Origin of the sequence: Shinella sumterensis (genome assembly GCF_004514425.2) — a bacterium.
In the GTDB taxonomy this organism is placed as follows: Bacteria; Pseudomonadota; Alphaproteobacteria; order Rhizobiales; family Rhizobiaceae; genus Shinella; species Shinella sumterensis.
This window is the reverse complement of record NZ_MYFN02000001.1, coordinates 738501-755199: the sequence shown is the minus strand read 5'-3', so window position 1 is coordinate 755199 and position 16699 is coordinate 738501. Positions and strand designations below refer to the sequence as shown.

The window sequence follows — 16699 nt, the reverse complement described above, 5'->3', positions numbered from 1 at the left end:
TGAACGTCACTTCGCTCGTCGCAGCGGCGGCCAAATTGCCTGCCGGGCATGACGCCAAATCCTGCCTCACAGCCTTTTCCGCGCGACATTGGCGCTGGCCTTGCCGGCGAATTGTGGCGCGTCATGCCTCGCGCCAGCCAGACCTGAAATTAACGCTTTGTTAACCATTTCACCGCTACACAAAGCTACCGAAAATTAACCAAGATGACTGACGTGTTAACTCAACCCCGGCCGATCCGCCTCAAGGGGCGGTCCTTTCTTGCGCTTGCGCTGACCCCGGAACTGCCCGTTGCGGACTGGCTGGTGCGGCTCGACGATCTGGCGGCCCGTTCGGCCGGCTTCTTCCTTCGCCGTCCGGTCGTGCTGGATATCGATGGCCTCGATATCGACCGTCAGGAACTGCGCGAACTCGTCGAGCAGCTGTCGTCCCGCAATGTCCGGGTGATGGGCATCGAGGGCGCGCGCACCTCGCAACTCGGCCCCGACATGCCGCCGGCGATGACCGACGGCCGCCCGGCTGCCGATTTCGAAGCCCCGGCCGAATCGCAGAAGACGGAGAAGGAGACGGTCGATCCCGTTGAGGCCGAAGCCCCGGCCGCTCCCCTGCAACAGCCGGTCACGGCAGCGCCGTCCCTGATCGTTTCCCGAACGGTGCGGTCCGGCCAGTCGATCTTCTTTCCCGAGGGCGACGTGACCATCGTCGGGTCGGTCGGATCCGGCGCCGAAGTCGTCGCGGGTGGCTCCATCCACGTCTACGGCGCGCTGCGCGGCCGGGCGATGGCGGGCTCGACCGGCAATGCCGAGGCACGCATCTTCTGCCGCAAGCTGGAAGCAGAACTCATTGCAATCGACGGCTTCTACAAGACTGCCGAAGACATGGAACCCGAACTGCGCGGCAAGGCCGGGCAGATCTGGCTCGAAGGCGAAACCATCAAGGCCGCGATACTCGGCTGAACACGAATTCCTATGGACTGGAGAGGTATATGGGCAAGGTCATCGTTGTCACATCGGGTAAGGGCGGCGTCGGCAAGACGACGTCGTCGGCCGCACTGGGCGCCGCGCTGGCGCAGAACGGCGAAAAGGTCGTCGTCGTCGATTTCGACGTCGGCCTGCGCAATCTCGATCTCGTCATGGGGGCGGAACGACGCGTCGTCTACGATCTCGTCAACGTCATCCAGGGCGAAGCAAAGCTCACGCAGGCGCTCATCCGCGACAAGCGCGTCGAGACGCTCTATCTGCTGCCGGCCTCGCAGACCCGCGACAAGGACAATCTCACGCCCGAGGGTGTCGAGAAAGTCATCGCGGCGCTGAAGAGCGCGTTCGACTGGGTGATCTGCGACAGCCCGGCCGGCATCGAGCGCGGTGCGACGCTTGCCATGCGCCATGCGGATGTCGCCATCGTCGTGACCAATCCCGAGGTCTCTTCGGTCCGCGATTCCGACCGCATCATCGGCCTTCTCGATTCGAAGACGCTGAAGGCGGAGAACGGCGAGCGCATCGAAAAACACCTGCTGTTGACCCGCTATGATGCCAACCGCGCGGAACGTGGCGACATGCTGAAGGTCGACGACGTGCTGGAGATCCTCTCCATCCCGCTGCTCGGCATCATCCCGGAAAGCATGGACGTGCTGCGCGCATCGAATGTCGGCGCCCCCGTGACGCTGGCCGACGGCCGCAGCGCGCCCGCGCTCGCCTATTTCGAAGCCACGCGCCGTCTCAAGGGCGAGGACCTGCCGGTCACGATTCCTGGCGAGAAGCGCAGCTTCCTCGGCAAGATTTTCGGAAGGAAGGCGGCATGAAACTTTTCGGTTTCTTCTCCCGCGGCCAGTCGGCGCCGGCAGCCCGTGAGCGGCTGCAGGTTCTGCTCGCCCACGAACGCGCCGCCACCGGCGACGTCGACCTCGTCAACAAGCTGCGCGATGAAATCCTGAAGGCGATTTCCAAGCACATGCAGGTGGACGACGAGAAGGTCAGCATCAAGATGGAGCGCGGCGCGCAGGTCTCCACGCTCGCCGTGGATATCGAAATCCCCTTCGACGCCGGCAAGAAGGCCGCCTGACGGTTCCCACCGATCACGCCGCCGCGCCCTTCCGGGCGGGCGGCATCGTTCAACGCTCAGCAAGGACACCGAGCCGAAAGCAGCCCGCTTCGGGCGCATCACCACATACCAGCATAGCAAGGAGGCTGTCATGACCCGCTTAGCCCTTCTGGAAAGACTGAAAGCAGTCCAGCAGACGCCGAAGTTCGAGCGCCGCGACATCACCACCATCGCCGCCATCCTCAACACGAAAGCACTCGCCCGCCATGTCGAGGTCTGCGAGACCGACGCGGGGATCACGAGACCGGCCGACGACGCACCAAGCGGACCGGCATAGGCTTAAGGCACCCTTCCGCCTATCCATTTCCTTGGCTTCAGGCAGCGTCTCTTCTCCTCTTTGTCGGTCCTGCCTGGTGGCCACGCGGTCAACCGTACGACACGTGCAGCACGGCAAAACGGTCGACGAGGGGCGTTTTACGCCCCCTCGTTTACGTCTTAACGCGCGAACTTCCGTGCGCCCGCTACGCAAAGCACCACGGCGAGCGTCGTCGCGATCATGAACGGGCTGACCTTCTCGTGAAGAAGCACCGCGGCGATCAGAAGACCGAAAAAGGGTTGCAGCAGCTGCAACTGGCCGACAGCTGCGATACCGCCCTTCGCCAGACCTCGGTACCAGAAGAAGAAGCCGACCAGCATGCTGAACACGGAGACGTAAAACAGACCGGCCCAGGCACGTGGCGCAATGCCGCTCCAGGCATCCGGAAGCCACAGAAGCGCGATGACCGCCATCGGCGGCAGCGACAGGACGAGCGCCCAGCAGATGACCTGCCAGCCGCCAATGGCGCGCGAGAGCTTTGCCCCCTCAGCGTAACCGAGGCCACAGAGGATGATCGCCGCGACCATCAGCAAATCGCCGGCAAGCGAGACCTCCACGCCGGCGGTCAAAGCAAAGCCGACGACGGTCGCGCTGCCGATGCAGGAGAACAGCCAGAACAGCGGCTTGGGCCGCTCACCACCGCGCAGCACGCCGAAGATCGCGGTCGCCAGCGGCAGGAGCCCTATGAAAACCGCCGAATGCGCGGCCGTGACATATTGCAGGGCAATCGCCGTCAGTAGCGGGAAGCCAACGACGACGCCGAGTGCGACGACGGCGAGCGACAGGAGATTGTCCCGCCGCGGTCGGGCTTGCCGCAAGGCGAGGAGAAAGATCGCCGCCAGCGTCCCGGCGATCACCGCCCGCGCGGAGGTCAAAAACAGCGGCGAAAAATCTCCCACTGCCAGACGCGTCGCCGGGAGCGACCCACTGAAGATGACAACGCCCGTCAGCCCGCTGCCCCAGCCTTCCATCGATGTTTTCATAGCACCTTGCCTTTCCCGTCCTGTTAAGCGCGGGGACACTGGAAATGACAGGAACAGTGCAGTACAATTCTGAAAAACTGTACTGGTGCAGTGAGCCATACAAAGGCCTGACATGACGACGACAGCAACAGGCACACGGACCTCCGATGTCATGAACGCCGTTCGTGGGCGGATCGCCGGTCGCATGCTTGGTCCCGGGGACCGCCTCCCCTCGATCCGCAATTTCGCGGCCACGATGGGCGTATCCCCTTCCACAGTCGTGGAGGCCTATGACCGGCTTGCAGCGGAAGGACTGATCCGCGCCCAGCAGGGATCGGGTTTCTACGTATCCGGCGCCGCCCTTCCGCCGCTGAAGCTCGCCGAGGCCGAAACCCCCAAAGCGCGGGCCGTCGATCCGTTCTGGGTATCGCGGCAGTCGCTCGATGCTGATGACACGACGCTCAAGCCCGGCTGCGGCTGGTTGCCGGCCGACTGGATGCCCAACGATGCCCTGCGGCGGGCGATCCGAAGCCTTGCGCGCAGCGACGACGCGCTCCTGGCCTACTACGGCAGCACGCGCGGCTCCCCTGCCCTTCGACGCCTTCTGCTCGGCCGTCTCGCGGAGAACGGCATTCCGGCCGGGCCTGACAATCTGGTTTTGACCAGCACCGGGACGCAGGCGCTTGATCTCATCTGCCGCTTCCTCCTGCGGCCCGGCGACACGGTGCTGGTGGACGACCCCTGCTATTTCAATTTCCAGGCGATGCTGAAGGCGCATCAGGTCAAGGTTGTCGGCGTGGCGCGCACGCATAACGGGCCCGACATCGCCGCCTTCGAGGCGATACTCTCGGCTCACCGCCCCCGGCTCTACGTCACCAATTCGACGATCCACAATCCGACGGGCTCGACCCTATCCCCGCAGGTCGCCCACCGAATGCTGAACGCCGCCGCGGCCAATGACACCATCATCGTCGAAGACGATATCTTCGCGGATTTCGAGCCGGAGCCATCCACCCGGCTTGCGGCGCTCGATGGGCTGGAGCGGGTTATTCGGATCGGCAGTTTCTCGAAAACCCTTTCGGCGGCGGTGCGTTGCGGTTATATCGCGGCGCGCCCGGATTGGGTCGAGGGCCTGATCGACCTGCAAATCGCGACGAATTTCGGCGGCCCGAGCCCGGTCGCCAGCGAGATCATCACCCACATGCTGGCGGGCGGCGGATACCGCAAGCATATGGAGGATGTGCGCCGCAAGCTGGTGCGCGTCCGGCGCGAGACGGCCGAGCGCCTGTCCCGCCTCGGAATCGAGCCCTGGTTGATGCCGCGCGGCGGGATTTACCTCTGGTGCCGGCTGCCGGAAGGACTGGATTCCGGCGAGGTCGCGCAGGCGGCACTCGCACAGGGCGTGGTCCTGGCGCCGGGCAACGTGTTCAGCGTATCGCAGAGTGCCGGCAACTTCATGCGCTTCAACGTGGCCCTCATGCTCGAGCCGCGTATCTATACCGTGCTTGCGGATGTCATGAAGCGGCCGGTCTCGTCCGCTTCGCCAGCATAGACCGCGACAGCACCACGGCGAGGCCGATCAGGATGGTCGCCGCGATGAACAGGAACGCTGCCGCGGCAATCGCCGGGCTGATGTTCTCGCGAATGCTGGAGAACATCTGCCGCGCCAGCGTGCGCTGGTTGGGGCCAGCGACGAAGAGCGTCAGCACCACCTCGTCGAGCGAGGTCGCGAAGGCGAGTACGGCGCCGGACAGCACGCCCGGCATGGCAAGGGGCAGTGTCACGCGCCGGAAGACGGTGACGGGCGGCGCTCCAAGACTTTGGGCGGCAAGCTCCACCCGTTCGTCGATGCCGGCAAGCGCGCCCGTCACGCTCACCACCACGAAGGGGACCGCCACGACCGTATGCGCGATGATCACGCCGGCATAACTGTTGATGAGGCCGAAGCGCGCGAGAAGCACCTGCATGCCGACGCCCAGCACCACCGCCGGCACGACCATGGGCAGCAGGAAGAGCGTGCGCATGGAGCCGCGGAAAAAGAAAAGACGGTTGCGCAGGCCGAGCGAGGCTGCGGTGCCCAGCACGGTTGCGAGCAGCGTCGTGCCCGCGCCGATGATCAGGCTGTTGATGATCGCCCGGCGCCAGGCATCCGCGAAGAACAGTTCTTCGAACCAGCGCAGGGACCACGATGGGATCGGATAGGTCAGGATGACGCTCGATGTGAAGGCGAGCGGCAGGATGGCAATGAGTGGCGCGACGAGAAACAGGATCGTCAGCAGGGCGAAGGTGAATTTTGCAATCTTCATCGGCATGGTCATCGCCTCCCCGGCTCGTCCGAGGAAAGCCGCGCATAGACGCTGTAGAGCAACAGCGTCGCCACCAGCAGCACCATGCCGAGTGCGCCGGCCATGCCCCAGTTGGCTGACCCGGTCGCGTAGAACGCGATGATCGAGGAAATCATCTGGTCGCCCGGCCCGCCGATCAGCGCCGGCGTGATGTAGTAGCCGATGGCCGAGATGAAGACGAGCAGGCCCCCCGACGCGACGCCGCGCAGGCTGAGCGGCAGCAGAACGCGCAGGAAGGCGCGCATCGGCGGCGCACCGAGCGAAGCAGCCGCTGGCATGAGGTTCTTCGGGATGGTGATGAGTACCGAATAGATCGGCAATACCATGAAGGGCAGCAGCACATGCGTCATGGCGATGATGACGCCGGTGCGGTTGAAGATGAGCGCCAGCGGCGCGTCGATGAGGCCGATGGCGCGCAGGAAGTCGTTGATCAGCCCCTGCTCCTGCAAGAGGATGAACCATGCGGCCGTGCGCACCAGAAGAGATGTCCAGAGCGGCAGCAGGACGGCGGCCAGCATCAGGTCACGCTTCCAGCCGCTCAGCGATGCGGCGATGATCGCATAGGGAAAACCGATACAGGCGCAGAAGAACGTGACAAGCGCCGCAATCCAGAACGTCCGCACCAGGATCACACGGTTGACGGACTGGTCGGCCGGCAGATGCTCGATAGCGCCCGCCGCGTTGCGCCCGAGATCGACGGCCGCGAGCAGGTTGCGGTCGGTGAGTGGGGACAGTGCATCGGCAATCGCGATCCAGAATTCCGGCTTTTCCCACCGTTTGTCGATGGAAACCAGATCGGGCGGCGGATTTGCGGCATCAGAAAGCGCGCTCGTCGTCTTCGACATCAAGGTGCGAAAGCCGGAGCGGGCGCTGTTGAGGCGGCGCACCATGTCGCCGAGCGCCTGATCGTCGTCGACAGCCTTGAGATCGTCCATCAGCGCCGTCTGCATCGGCATGCTCGGCGGAGACTGGCGATCCCACTCACCCACCACGTCTGCGGTACGCGGCAAGAGGCGCAGGACCGCAGGGTCGGACACGGCCTGCGACATCATGCTGAACAGCGGCCAGACGAAGAAGCCGATGAGGAAGAGAAAAAGCGGCGCAAGCAGCAACAGGGAGCGCCCCATGCGGGGCGACGGGCCGTTCATGGCGCGATGACCCGACAATCGCCCGCCGAAAAGGCAGCGAAGACCTTGGTGCCCGGTGCGAATTCCCGCGAGCGACGTCCAAGCTTCGCGATCAGCGGATGCGCGTCGTTCTGCAGCTGAACGCGCAGGTGATCCCCCTGGTAGACGCTGTCCGTGACCTCCGTTTCCAGCACGTTGCGGGCCTCACCGCGAGCTTCGGCAAGATCGATGCGCTCCGGGCGGATGGAGAGGTAGACCGGCTGGCCAGCCGCCACGCCAGCAGAGACGGCCGAGACGATATGCGCGCCATTCGGCAGTCGCACCGTCGCCTCCCGCCCGTCTATCGCTTCCACGACGCCCTCGACGAGGTTGGTCTCGCCGATGAATTCGGCCACGAAGCGGGTCGCCGGCTCGTCGTAGACCTCACGCGGCGTGCCGATCTGCTCGATCTTGCCCTTGTTGAAGACGGCGACGCGGTCCGACATGGTCAGCGCCTCGGACTGGTCATGCGTCACGAAGACGATGGTCAACCCGAGCCGGCGATGAAGATCGCGGATATCGAGCTGCATCTGCTCGCGCAGCTGCTTGTCGAGTGCGCCGAGCGGTTCGTCCATCAACACGACGCGCGGTTCGAAGACCAGCGCGCGGGCAAGCGCCACGCGCTGCTGCTGGCCACCGGAAAGCTGCGAGGGACGGCGGTCGGCCAGTGCGGACAGTTGCACCATATCGAGCGCCTGCTTGACGCGCGCGGCGGTCTCGGCCTTGTCGATGCCGCGCATTTGCAGCGGAAACGCGATGTTCTCGCCAACGGTCATGTGGGGGAAGAGCGCATAACTCTGGAAAACGACACCCATATCGCGCTTGTGGGTCGGCACGTCGTTGATGGCCGCACCATCGAGCAGGATCTTGCCGGACGTCGCCTGCTCGAAACCGGCAAGCATCATGAGCAGCGTCGTCTTACCGGAACCGGACGGCCCTAGAAGACTAACGAACTCACCCTTCGCAATGCTGAGGTCAAGGTTTTCGACCACACAGAGCGGGCCGTAGAATTTGGTGATGCGATCGAATTTGATGAATTCGGCCAAGGAATGCTCCATCGCTAGCGGCGAAGGATGCGGCATGAAGGGGTTGCGACGCATCCGGCCAGTCAGGAAGGGCGCCCGTGAGGACGCCCTTCGCCGCGAATATCCTTACTGGGCCAGCCAGGCATTGAACCGCTGCGTCAGCGATTCCGCGTTGTCGATCCAGAAATCGACATTGAGTGCGATGGCTTCCGGCAGGTTCGCCGGATCCGTCGGCAGGTCCTTGGCGAGCTCCGCCGGCACCATGGCCGCAGCCTCCTTGTTGGGCAGGCCGTAGGCAACGGATTCCGGCAGCTTGGCCTGGTTTTCCGGCTGGCTCGCAAAGGCGATGAAGTCCTGCGCGACATCCTTGTTCTCAGCGTCCTTGAGAACGACCCAGCTGTCGACGGCGTAGATGCTGCCGGGGAACACGACCTTGAAGTTCTTGCCTTCGGAGCGGTTGATGCCGGTGATGCGGCCGTTATAGGCCGAAGTCATCGCGACTTCGCCGGAAGCGAGAAACTGGATCGGCTGCGCGCCGGATTCCCACCAGACGATATTCGGCTTCAGTTCATCGAGCTTCTTGAAAGCGCGCTCGACACCCTCTTCCGTAGACAGCACGTCATAGAGTTCGTCCTTGGAGACGCCATCGGCCAAAAGAGCGAATTCCAGCGTATATTTCGGGCCTTTGCGCAGCGAACGCTTGCCCGGGAACTTCTCGACATTCCAGAAATCTGCCCAGGACTTCGGCCCCTCGGCCAGCTTGTCGCCGTCATAGGCGATGGCCGTTGACCAGACGATGGCCCCGACGCCGCAATCGTTGACGGCACTGTCGAGGAACTTGTCCTTGCCGCCCATCTTGTCCCAGTCGATCTTCTCGTAGAGGCCGTCGGCACAGCCGAGCGCAAGTTCTTCGGCCTCCACCTGCACGGCATCCCAGTTCGGCGCGCCGGCCTTGACCTTCGACTGGATGACGCCGATGCCACCGTCCCATGCTTCGTCGAGCACCGGCTTGCCGATCTTTTCGGAGAACGGCTTGAAATAGATGTTGCGCTGCGCGTCCTGATAGTTGCCGCCCCAGGAAACGACGGTAAGGTCCCGCGCAGCGGCCGGAAGAACCAGGCTTGCCGAGAGGGCGACCGCAGCGGCCGCCAGGATTCCGGATTTAACGATCGTCTTCATGGCATTCCCCTTTTCTGTTTTATCGACGAGCCGGTGCGGCTCTGTCGCGACCTTCGGCCCTGCTCCGCGCTCGCCTTCGACGTTGCGCGGCCTCGCAGCCTTTACAGCCGGCCTGTCCTTTCCCCGGGACATGTCGGCCGATTGATGCATTCCGATCATCGCCGGTCAACGGAAATCCGTCGCGGCTTGATCATCGTCAGACGTGCTGTCCTCCATTGATGTGGATTTCCGCGCCGTTGATGTAGGACGACTGCTCGGTGCACAGGAAATAGATGGTCTCCGCGACTTCGCGCGGTTCTCCCAGCCGTCCCATGGGCACTTCCGCCGCCACCAGCGCATCGGTGCCGGGTGACAGGATGGAGGTTTCGATCTCGCCGGGCGCGATCGCATTCGCCCGCACGCCGCGCTTGCCGAATTCATGCGCCATCTCGCGGGTTAGCGAGGCAAGCCCGGCCTTGGAAGCCGCATAGGCGACACCGGCGAAGGGATGCACACGCGAACCGGCAATCGAGGTGACGTTGACGATGGAACCCTTCGCCGCTTCCAGCTCCGGCATGAGCGCGCGTGCGATCAGCGCCGTCGAGACGAGATTGACGTTGAGGACCTGCGTCCACACTTCGGCGTCCGTGCCCATCACGCCGAGGCGGCTCCTGTCCGGCCCCTTCGGCGAAATTCCGGCATTGTTGACGAGCGCATGCAGCCTGCCGTTGGGCAGCCGCTCGCGCACCGTCGCGGCAAGACGATCGATCTGGCTGAGGTCGGCAAGGTCGGCCTGGATGTGGCTTTCACGCGCGGATGGCCAGGCGCATTCTTCCGAAAAGGGCTGGCGGGAGACGGTAAAAATCCGCCAGCCTTTCGACTGGAACAGCTTGACCGTTGCGTGCCCGATGCCGCGGCTTGCGCCCGTCAGCAACATGTAGCGGCGTTCTTCGGTCATCCGGCAGTCTCCGTTGATGCTTGATACATCGTAATTGGCCGTTAGCGAAATGCAAGAGCCTTTCGGCGGGCCTCACACCGAAGGCTGTGCATCCGGCGATCCACCGCCGATACGGTCGAGAATCGGCTTCCCGCCCAGAAGAATATCGTCCACGATGGCCATCGACGCGGCAGTCGGATCGTGCCGCTTCAAGGCCTCCACGACGGGGTAATGGTGGTCGATCATCGCCCGCCCGCCGGCCAGATAGGCGTCCGAAATATGCGGGCCCATCTGAAGCCAGAGGCGCCGCAAGATCGTCGTGAGCACGGGAAGCCCGGCGATCCGCGGCAGCATGAAGTGGAAAGCCTGGTTGAGCTGCGTGCCCTTCAAGCGATCGCCGTCTTTGATAGCGGCTTCATTTTCCAGAAGAATTTGTTCCATAGCCTGAATATCGGCGCTTGTGGCAACCTGCGCGGCTGTTTCCGCGGCAAGCCCTTCAAGACGTACGCGAATGGCGCGGATTTCGCGGTAGCGGTTCTCACTGAGCCCGGCGATGCGGATATCGCGCGGCGAGCGGAACGCGATCGCCTCATCATTGGCCAAGCGCAGGATCGCATCGCGGATCGGCGTGACACTGGTGCCGAACTGTTCGGCGAGATCGCGGATCTTGAGCCGGTCGCCCGGCTGAAACCGCCCCTGCATCAGCGCGTCGCACAGTGCGCCATAGACAACACTGTTCAGGTTCTCATGTTCCAGTGTGGTGAATTCCGCCATGGACCGACCGATAAAATTGCGCGATAAGATACTTGATGCATCTTTTTTGACGTGTTTCAAGTATGGGACGGCCGCAAGCGTCGTTCCTTCTTCGAAACCTTCGGAAATCCAGCATGCCTTCTCTCTCCGGCGAAACGACACGCCGGCAGAACGCGCCAACGGAGCCAGCATGACCGAGCCATCGCTCGCCAGTCCCGGAACAGATTCGATGCGCGCGACGCTGACCGTAACGGCCCTGCCGGATGCGGCGGCCGCGGTCGCCGCGGTGTATGGGCTTGAGGGCGAGGTCAAGCGCCTCTCAAGCGAGCGGGACGAGACCTTTCTCTTCAGGCGAACGGACGGCACGGCGTTCATCCTCAAGATCGCCAACGCAGCGGAGGACCCCGCGGCGCTGGAATTCCAGGACGGCGCGTTGCTCCACCTCGAAAGGGCCGCCCCCTGCGTACCGGTTCCAAGACTGATCCGCACCCAGGCGGGCGAGCAGAGCCACACGCTCGCGAGCCCCGACGGGCCGCGCATCATGCGCCTGCTTTCCTTCCTGCCCGGTGAACTGCAATATCGCACGCCCGCAACGCCGGCGCAGAGCCGCAATGTCGGCCGTGCGCTCGCCGAACTCGGCCGTGGGCTTGAGGATTATAAGGGCCGCCCGCCGGAGGGAAAGCTGATGTGGGACATTTCCCACACGCTCGATCTTGCCGCCGTCGTCGGACACGTCGCCCCCGAGCGTCGCGCCAGGGCCGAAGCCGTTCTGGCGGAATTCGAGCGCGCACTGCCGGCCATCGACGCCCTCAGGCGGCGCCAGATCATCCACAACGATTTCAACCCGCACAATATCCTGCTCGATCCGGCCGAGCCAGACGCGGTGGCCGGCATCATCGATTTCGGCGACATGGTGCATGCGCCGCTCATCAACGATCTCGCCGTCGGCCTTTCCTATCATCTGGCGACGGACAACTGGACGGCGCGTGTCAGCGGCTTCCTTGAAGGCTTTCTCTCGGCGCGCCCGCTGGAGACGGCGGAGATCGAGCTTCTGCCGCTTCTCCTGCGCTGCCGGCTGGCCATGTCCATCATCATTGCCGAGTGGCGCTCGGCGCTTTTCCCGGAAAACCGGGACTACATCATGCGCAACCACGCCACCGCCCTCAGGGGCCTGCAGAACATCTCCGATCTCAACCCGGCCGGGCTCGCATGGCTCGTGCCCAATCTTTCCGAGGCCTGATCATGTCGATGGTGAATGCATTTTCGCGCGAGGACTTCGAGCGGCTCGACGAAGCGGACCGGGCACTGATCGCCCGGCGGGAAAAAGTGCTCGGCCCTGCCTATCGCCTTTTTTATGAAAGGCCGCTGCATCTCGTGCGCGGTGAAGGTGTTTTTCTCTACGACACGTCCGGCGACCGTTATCTCGATGCCTATAACAACGTCGCCTCGGTCGGCCACTGCCATCCGCGCGTGGTGGAGGCGATCACCCGCCAGACGGCCGTGCTCAACACCCATACGCGCTACCTCCATGAAGGGATCATCGACTATGCCGAAACGCTGACGGCGACGTTCCCCGATGCGCTCAGCCAGGCCATGTTCACCTGCACGGGCAGCGAAGCCAACGATCTCGCCGTGCGTATCGCACGCTTCGTCACAGGCGGAACAGGCATCATCGCGACGGAACTCGCTTATCACGGCCTGACGAGCGCGGTTGCGGAATTCTCGCCCTCACTTGGTGAATCCGTCACGCTCGGGTCGCATGTGCGCACCGTTCCCGCGCCGGACAGCTATCGCCAAACGCCAGAAGAAACGATGGAGAAATTCGGTCGCGACGTTCGCGCTGCGATCGCCGACCTGAAGCGGCACGGCATCAAGCCGGCCATGCTGATCACCGATACGATCTTTTCGAGCGACGGCATTTTCGAGGGACCGAAAGGCTTCCTGAAGCCCGCGGTAGACGCGATCCATGAAGCGGGCGGCCTCTTCGTCGCGGACGAAGTGCAGCCCGGCTTCGGACGCACGGGCGAAGCCATGTGGGGTTTCGAGCGCCACGGGGTGGCACCCGACATGGTGACGATCGGCAAGCCGATGGGCAATGGCTATCCCATGGCCGGCATCGTGCTTCGACCTGATATCATCGCCGAATTCGGTCCCCGCGCCCGCTATTTCAACACTTTTGGCGGCAACCCCATCGCTGCCGCCGCCGGCAGGGCCGTGCTGGACGTCATCCGCGAAGAAGGCCTCCAGCAGAATGCGCTGGATGTCGGCCGCTATCTGATGGACGGGCTCAAGAGCCTGTCGGACCGCTACCATGCCATCGGTGACGTTCGCGGCTGCGGCCTCTTCATCGGCGTCGAGATCGTCGCGGACCCGGCGGCAAAGACCGCGGATGCTGCGCTCACGACGCGCATTGTCAACGGGCTTCGCGAGCGCCGCGTGCTGATCAGCGCCTCTGGCTCGCGCGCCAACGTGCTGAAGATCCGTCCACCGCTCGTCTTTTCGCGCGAGAACGCGGACGCGCTTCTCGACGCCCTCCGCAGTGTGTTGCAGGCACTGTGACCGACGGGGACGGCGGGCAACAGAGCCGGCCCGCCGTCAGGTCCACGCGTAACGAACGATGTGGAAGAAGACGGGCGCGGCAAAGACCAGGCTGTCGGCGCGGTCGAGCATGCCGCCATGGCCTTCGATCATGTGGCCCCAGTCCTTCACCCCGCGATCGCGCTTGATGGCGGATGCGACGAGGCCGCCGAAGAAGCCCATGATGCAGGCGAGCGCCGCCAAGACCCCGGCTTCGAGCGGCGAGAACGGCGTCAGCCAATAGAGCCCCGCCCCCATCAGCGACGCGCTGGCAATGCCGCCGATCAGGCCTTCCCAGGTCTTGGAGGGAGAGATGGCAGGCGCCACCTTGTGCCGGCCGAACAGCTTGCCGAAGATATATTGCAGCACGTCGCTGCCCTGCACGGTGGCGATCAGGAAGGCGATGAGAAGCAGGCCGCGTCCCTCATTGCCGGGAATGGGCAACGTCACCAGCGCGGGGACATGGCTCAGGCAGTAGACCGAAAGCATGATGCCCCATTGCTGCTCGCTGACCCGCTCGAGAAAGCGGGACGTATCGCCGCGCAGCGCCGTAATCGCCGGCATGGCAAGGAAGCAGTAGACGGGAATGAAGATCGAATAGAGCCCATACCAGTCGATCCAGATCAGGTAGTATTGCACCGGAATGACGATCAGGAACATGCCGAGCAGCGTCCAGCGATCGGCGCGGCGGGTATTGGTCAGCGTCACATATTCCCGCAGCGCCGCGAAGGAAACGAAGGCGAAAAGCAGGATCACGCCGCCCTTGCCGAACAGGAAGGCCACGGAAATGCCCGCCACCATGATCCACCATGCCTTGATACGGGCGTTCAGGTTGTCGAGCGTGGAAGGCAAAGGCTTGGGACTGCGCCAGGAGAGGATGGCCGCGACAAGGCTCGCCACCGTCAGCACCGCGACAAGCCCGAGGAAAAGACAAGTGGTATCGTCGCTCATTGCGGTGTTCCATCCTTTCGCGGCGCAAGCGCGAGAAGCGCCGTACGGGCGCGGTCAAGAAAGACTTTGCGGTCCTCGCCGTCTTCCAGCTTGAGCGGCGCGCCGAACACGACGCGGCAGAGCAGCGGGACGGGCAGGAACGCTCCCTTCGGCAGGACACGGGACATGTTTTCGATCCAGCACGGCACGAGCTCCACCTGCGGACGCGCGGCGGCCAGATTGTACAGCCCGGAGCGGAAGCGCAGCAGCGGTTCCTCCGTCATGTTGCGGGTGCCCTCTGGGAAAAAGATCAGGCTCTCGCCGGCATCGAGGGCCGCGAGCATCACCGCAAGCGGATCGGCCCGCCGCTCGACCCAGTTGCGTTCCACCAGCACGGTGCGCAGCAGCCTGCCGGCGATGAAGCGCCGGACACGACCGGCGTTCCAGTAATCCGCGCCGGCGACCGCCGCCGTGCGGCCGCGCTCGGCCGGGTGCAGGCAGGTGGAAACCAGAATGAAATCACCGTGGCTGGCATGATTGGCGAAATAGATGCGCAGCGGCCCGTTCGGCGACGTGCCCGCCCAGATCGGGCGCACGCCGGTCACGGCGCGGGCGAGCACGGCGAGCATAGCGGCAGACGCTCTCTGGAGAAGGCTCGCCCCGCTCATGCGCCGCCGCCCTCAAGGCCGTCGAGCAGCAGGATCGCAAAAAGCGCAAGTGCAACGGCCAGAAGAATGCGTTGCATCCAGATGAGCCGGCGGCATCCCGCAAGTCTGACAGCAAGCGGTGCGGGCCGGCCGTCGCGCTTTCGAAGGCCCATGCGCTCCAGCACATCGTCGATGGCCGAAAGCCCGGCCGCTTCCGCGTCATGGGAGGCAGCCAGCCTGAACAGTGCCGCATCGAACAGGAGGTGAGCCGAAAGCGCGAGCGGCGCGAGACAGAAGGCGAGCAGCAGCCACCAGCCGAGCGGCGCGGTAAAACCATGGGCGCCGGCGGTCGGCGGTGCGATGGCGAGGATCAGCACTGCAAGAGCGCCGCCCGCGAGCGCGTTGCGCCTGAGGCTCAGCGCCGCTTTCGTGATCGGCATCCTCCAGTCCGTCATCGCGCTGCCTCGTCGATCACAGCGTATGTCTCGACCGGCAGATGAACCGGCCGGCCGGCGGCCCTGATTTGCGCCACGGCAATTGCAGCACTTGCCGCATAACCCGCGCGAACCAGAACGCAGGCCGCAACCACGGCACTGCGCTGGAAACCCAGCGCGCAGCAGATGAGAACGGGGCCGTGGCGGCGGGCTTCCTCAACGGCGAGCGCTGCTTCGCGAATGCGCCCGGCCGTCAAGGACAAGAGATCGAGGCAGGGAAAGGCGCGCCAGGCAAGACCCGGCACGACAAGGCGCGGGAACTCCGCCGTCAAATCGATTACCGTCGCAATCGTCGAGAGCGTACTGCGTTTAGGAAAGCGCCCGAGCAGCACGCCATCGCCGATGTCCACCGTCTCCGGAAGCCGGCGCGTCCACCAGAGCATGTTGAGCCACGCGCCGAACCGGTAGGGCATGAGCAGCCAGCGACTCGCCAGGCTGATGCGGCCGTCGGCCGCCTTCTGGAAAACCGCTTCGCCCGCGCCTGCATAGCCGAGCGCCACGATGGCGAGGGCCAGCGCCGGCCAGAGCAACAGCAGACCGGCGCCCGAACTGCGTGTCGCGAGGATTGCCAGAATGAGCAGGACCGTTGCTCCGCCTGCGTAGAAGGCAGCGAGCCGCCGCGCCTTTGCCTCCACGGTCCACCGGAAGCCGGAAAGCGGCGACTTGTCGCCCAACGGGAAAAGCCAGAGTGCGAAGAGGCCGAGAAGCGCGCCGGCCGGAATGTCGAGCACGTGGTGCTGCCATGTCGTCAGCACCGATATCCCGATCAGGAAGCTCCAGAGATGCCAGATCATTCTGGCCGCGCCGGCAAACCGGAAACGCCAGTGATCCCAGATGATCACCAGAAGCGCGATATGCAGCGAGGGCGCCTGGTTGAACGGCTTGTCGAAACCGCCGAGCACATCGAACATGAAGCCCGGCAGGCCCCCGGTCTGCGGCCGAACGAAAATGGCCTGGAGCGGAAAGGCGACGAAACAGGCGACGGCGATGACCTGCGCCGTCAGATAACGCCGCGCCAGCCGGCCGACCGCCTCCGGCGTGTCGTTCACGAAAAGCGAGATGGCATAGAAGGCATTGATCGACCAATAGGGCACGATCGTCCAGGCGAGGAAAGGAATGTGACGTTCCCAGCCGAAGGCAACGTTCGGCACATTGGATCGCAGCGAGGCCAGCCAGTTCGCCGTGCCGTAGGTCAGGTAGAAGAATGGCGCCAGGAAAAGCAGCCACAGCGCCGCCGCGCGCAACACGGCGCGACGCTCACTCCCCGGCATGGATGCGACCCCTTCCCCCA

General features: G+C 64.3%; 18 protein-coding genes. 7 read left to right on the top strand and 11 right to left on the bottom strand.

The features are described from left to right. Nucleotides 1-204: 204 nt before the first annotated feature. From minC to B5M41_RS03550, 4 genes are all read left to right on the top strand, one after another. On the top strand, nt 205-954 hold the full coding sequence (minC, locus tag B5M41_RS03565; RefSeq protein WP_134648812.1) for a septum site-determining protein MinC: 750 nt from the start codon (nt 205-207) through the stop codon (nt 952-954). A 29-nt stretch (nt 955-983) separates the two neighbouring features. Then, the gene (gene minD, locus B5M41_RS03560) at nt 984-1799 is read left to right on the top strand and encodes a septum site-determining protein MinD (RefSeq protein WP_134648811.1); all 816 of its coding nucleotides are present in this window, start codon (nt 984-986) and stop codon (nt 1797-1799) included. After that, nucleotides 1796-2059 carry a cell division topological specificity factor MinE gene (gene minE, locus B5M41_RS03555; protein ID WP_134648810.1) on the top strand — a complete coding sequence of 88 codons (264 nt, stop codon included), beginning with the start codon at nt 1796-1798 and terminating at the stop codon, nt 2057-2059. The genes minD and minE overlap by 4 nt, the downstream gene beginning before the upstream one ends. Nucleotides 2060-2189: 130 nt before the next feature. Beyond that, nucleotides 2190-2375, top strand: coding sequence for a hypothetical protein (locus tag B5M41_RS03550; protein WP_134648809.1), 186 nt, complete (start codon nt 2190-2192; stop codon nt 2373-2375). A 158-nt stretch (nt 2376-2533) separates the two neighbouring features. On the opposite strand, the gene B5M41_RS03545 is transcribed toward B5M41_RS03550, so the two are convergent. Next, complete coding sequence (locus B5M41_RS03545; RefSeq protein ID WP_134648808.1) at nt 2534-3397, bottom strand: DMT family transporter; 864 nt, start codon at nt 3395-3397, stop codon at nt 2534-2536. Nucleotides 3398-3509: 112 nt separating this feature from the next. Here B5M41_RS03545 and B5M41_RS03540 point away from each other — a divergent pair, with 112 nt between their 5' ends. Further along, nucleotides 3510-4928 (top strand): aminotransferase-like domain-containing protein, encoded by a 1419-nt coding sequence (locus B5M41_RS03540; protein WP_230639966.1) that lies wholly within the window; start codon nt 3510-3512, stop codon nt 4926-4928. On the opposite strand, the gene B5M41_RS03535 is transcribed toward B5M41_RS03540, so the two are convergent. The 6 genes from B5M41_RS03535 to B5M41_RS03510 form a co-directional block, all read right to left on the bottom strand. Further along, nucleotides 4891-5688 (bottom strand): ABC transporter permease, encoded by a 798-nt coding sequence (locus B5M41_RS03535; RefSeq protein WP_134648807.1) that lies wholly within the window; start codon nt 5686-5688, stop codon nt 4891-4893. The two genes, B5M41_RS03540 and B5M41_RS03535, sit on opposite strands and share 38 nt — an antisense overlap. Nucleotides 5689-5690: 2 nt before the next feature. Further along, the gene (locus tag B5M41_RS03530; protein ID WP_134648806.1) at nt 5691-6869 is read right to left on the bottom strand and encodes an ABC transporter permease; all 1179 of its coding nucleotides are present in this window, start codon (nt 6867-6869) and stop codon (nt 5691-5693) included. Next, nucleotides 6866-7945, bottom strand: coding sequence for an ABC transporter ATP-binding protein (locus tag B5M41_RS03525; RefSeq protein WP_134648805.1), 1080 nt, complete (start codon nt 7943-7945; stop codon nt 6866-6868). Before B5M41_RS03525 ends, B5M41_RS03530 begins: the two co-directional genes overlap by 4 nt. 93 nt (nt 7946-8038) lie before the next feature. Continuing rightward, nucleotides 8039-9091 carry an ABC transporter substrate-binding protein gene (locus B5M41_RS03520; RefSeq protein ID WP_134648804.1) on the bottom strand — a complete coding sequence of 351 codons (1053 nt, stop codon included), beginning with the start codon at nt 9089-9091 and terminating at the stop codon, nt 8039-8041. Nucleotides 9092-9287: 196 nt separating this feature from the next. Then, nucleotides 9288-10028: an SDR family NAD(P)-dependent oxidoreductase gene (locus tag B5M41_RS03515; RefSeq protein WP_134648803.1), complete on the bottom strand. Its 741-nt coding sequence runs from the start codon at nt 10026-10028 to the stop codon at nt 9288-9290. A gap of 72 nt (nt 10029-10100) precedes the next feature. Continuing rightward, the gene (locus B5M41_RS03510; protein WP_134648802.1) at nt 10101-10781 is read right to left on the bottom strand and encodes a GntR family transcriptional regulator; all 681 of its coding nucleotides are present in this window, start codon (nt 10779-10781) and stop codon (nt 10101-10103) included. A 169-nt stretch (nt 10782-10950) separates the two neighbouring features. On the opposite strand from B5M41_RS03510, the gene B5M41_RS03505 reads away from it, so the two are divergent. Together B5M41_RS03505 and B5M41_RS03500 are read left to right on the top strand one after the other, a co-directional pair. After that, a complete protein-coding gene (locus B5M41_RS03505) occupies nt 10951-12000 on the top strand; it encodes a phosphotransferase (RefSeq protein WP_134648801.1) in 1050 nt (349 codons plus the stop codon). Between the two features lie 2 nt (nt 12001-12002). Then, nucleotides 12003-13319 (top strand): aspartate aminotransferase family protein, encoded by a 1317-nt coding sequence (locus tag B5M41_RS03500; protein ID WP_134648800.1) that lies wholly within the window; start codon nt 12003-12005, stop codon nt 13317-13319. Between the two features lie 36 nt (nt 13320-13355). Here B5M41_RS03500 and B5M41_RS03495 read toward each other — a convergent pair whose 3' ends face one another. The 4 genes from B5M41_RS03495 to B5M41_RS03480 are packed head-to-tail and all read right to left on the bottom strand — an operon-like array spanning nt 13356 to nt 16679. Continuing rightward, nucleotides 13356-14288: a phosphatidate cytidylyltransferase gene (locus B5M41_RS03495; RefSeq protein ID WP_134648799.1), complete on the bottom strand. Its 933-nt coding sequence runs from the start codon at nt 14286-14288 to the stop codon at nt 13356-13358. Next, nucleotides 14285-14935 carry a lysophospholipid acyltransferase family protein gene (locus B5M41_RS03490; protein ID WP_134648798.1) on the bottom strand — a complete coding sequence of 217 codons (651 nt, stop codon included), beginning with the start codon at nt 14933-14935 and terminating at the stop codon, nt 14285-14287. The genes B5M41_RS03495 and B5M41_RS03490 overlap by 4 nt, the downstream gene beginning before the upstream one ends. Then, the gene (locus B5M41_RS03485) at nt 14932-15369 is read right to left on the bottom strand and encodes a hypothetical protein (RefSeq protein WP_134648797.1); all 438 of its coding nucleotides are present in this window, start codon (nt 15367-15369) and stop codon (nt 14932-14934) included. The genes B5M41_RS03490 and B5M41_RS03485 overlap by 4 nt, the downstream gene beginning before the upstream one ends. Next, entirely contained in the window at nt 15366-16679 is a 1314-nt protein-coding gene (locus B5M41_RS03480; RefSeq protein ID WP_230639965.1) for a phosphatase PAP2/dual specificity phosphatase family protein, read from the bottom strand. The genes B5M41_RS03485 and B5M41_RS03480 overlap by 4 nt, the downstream gene beginning before the upstream one ends. Nucleotides 16680-16699: the final 20 nt, after the last annotated feature.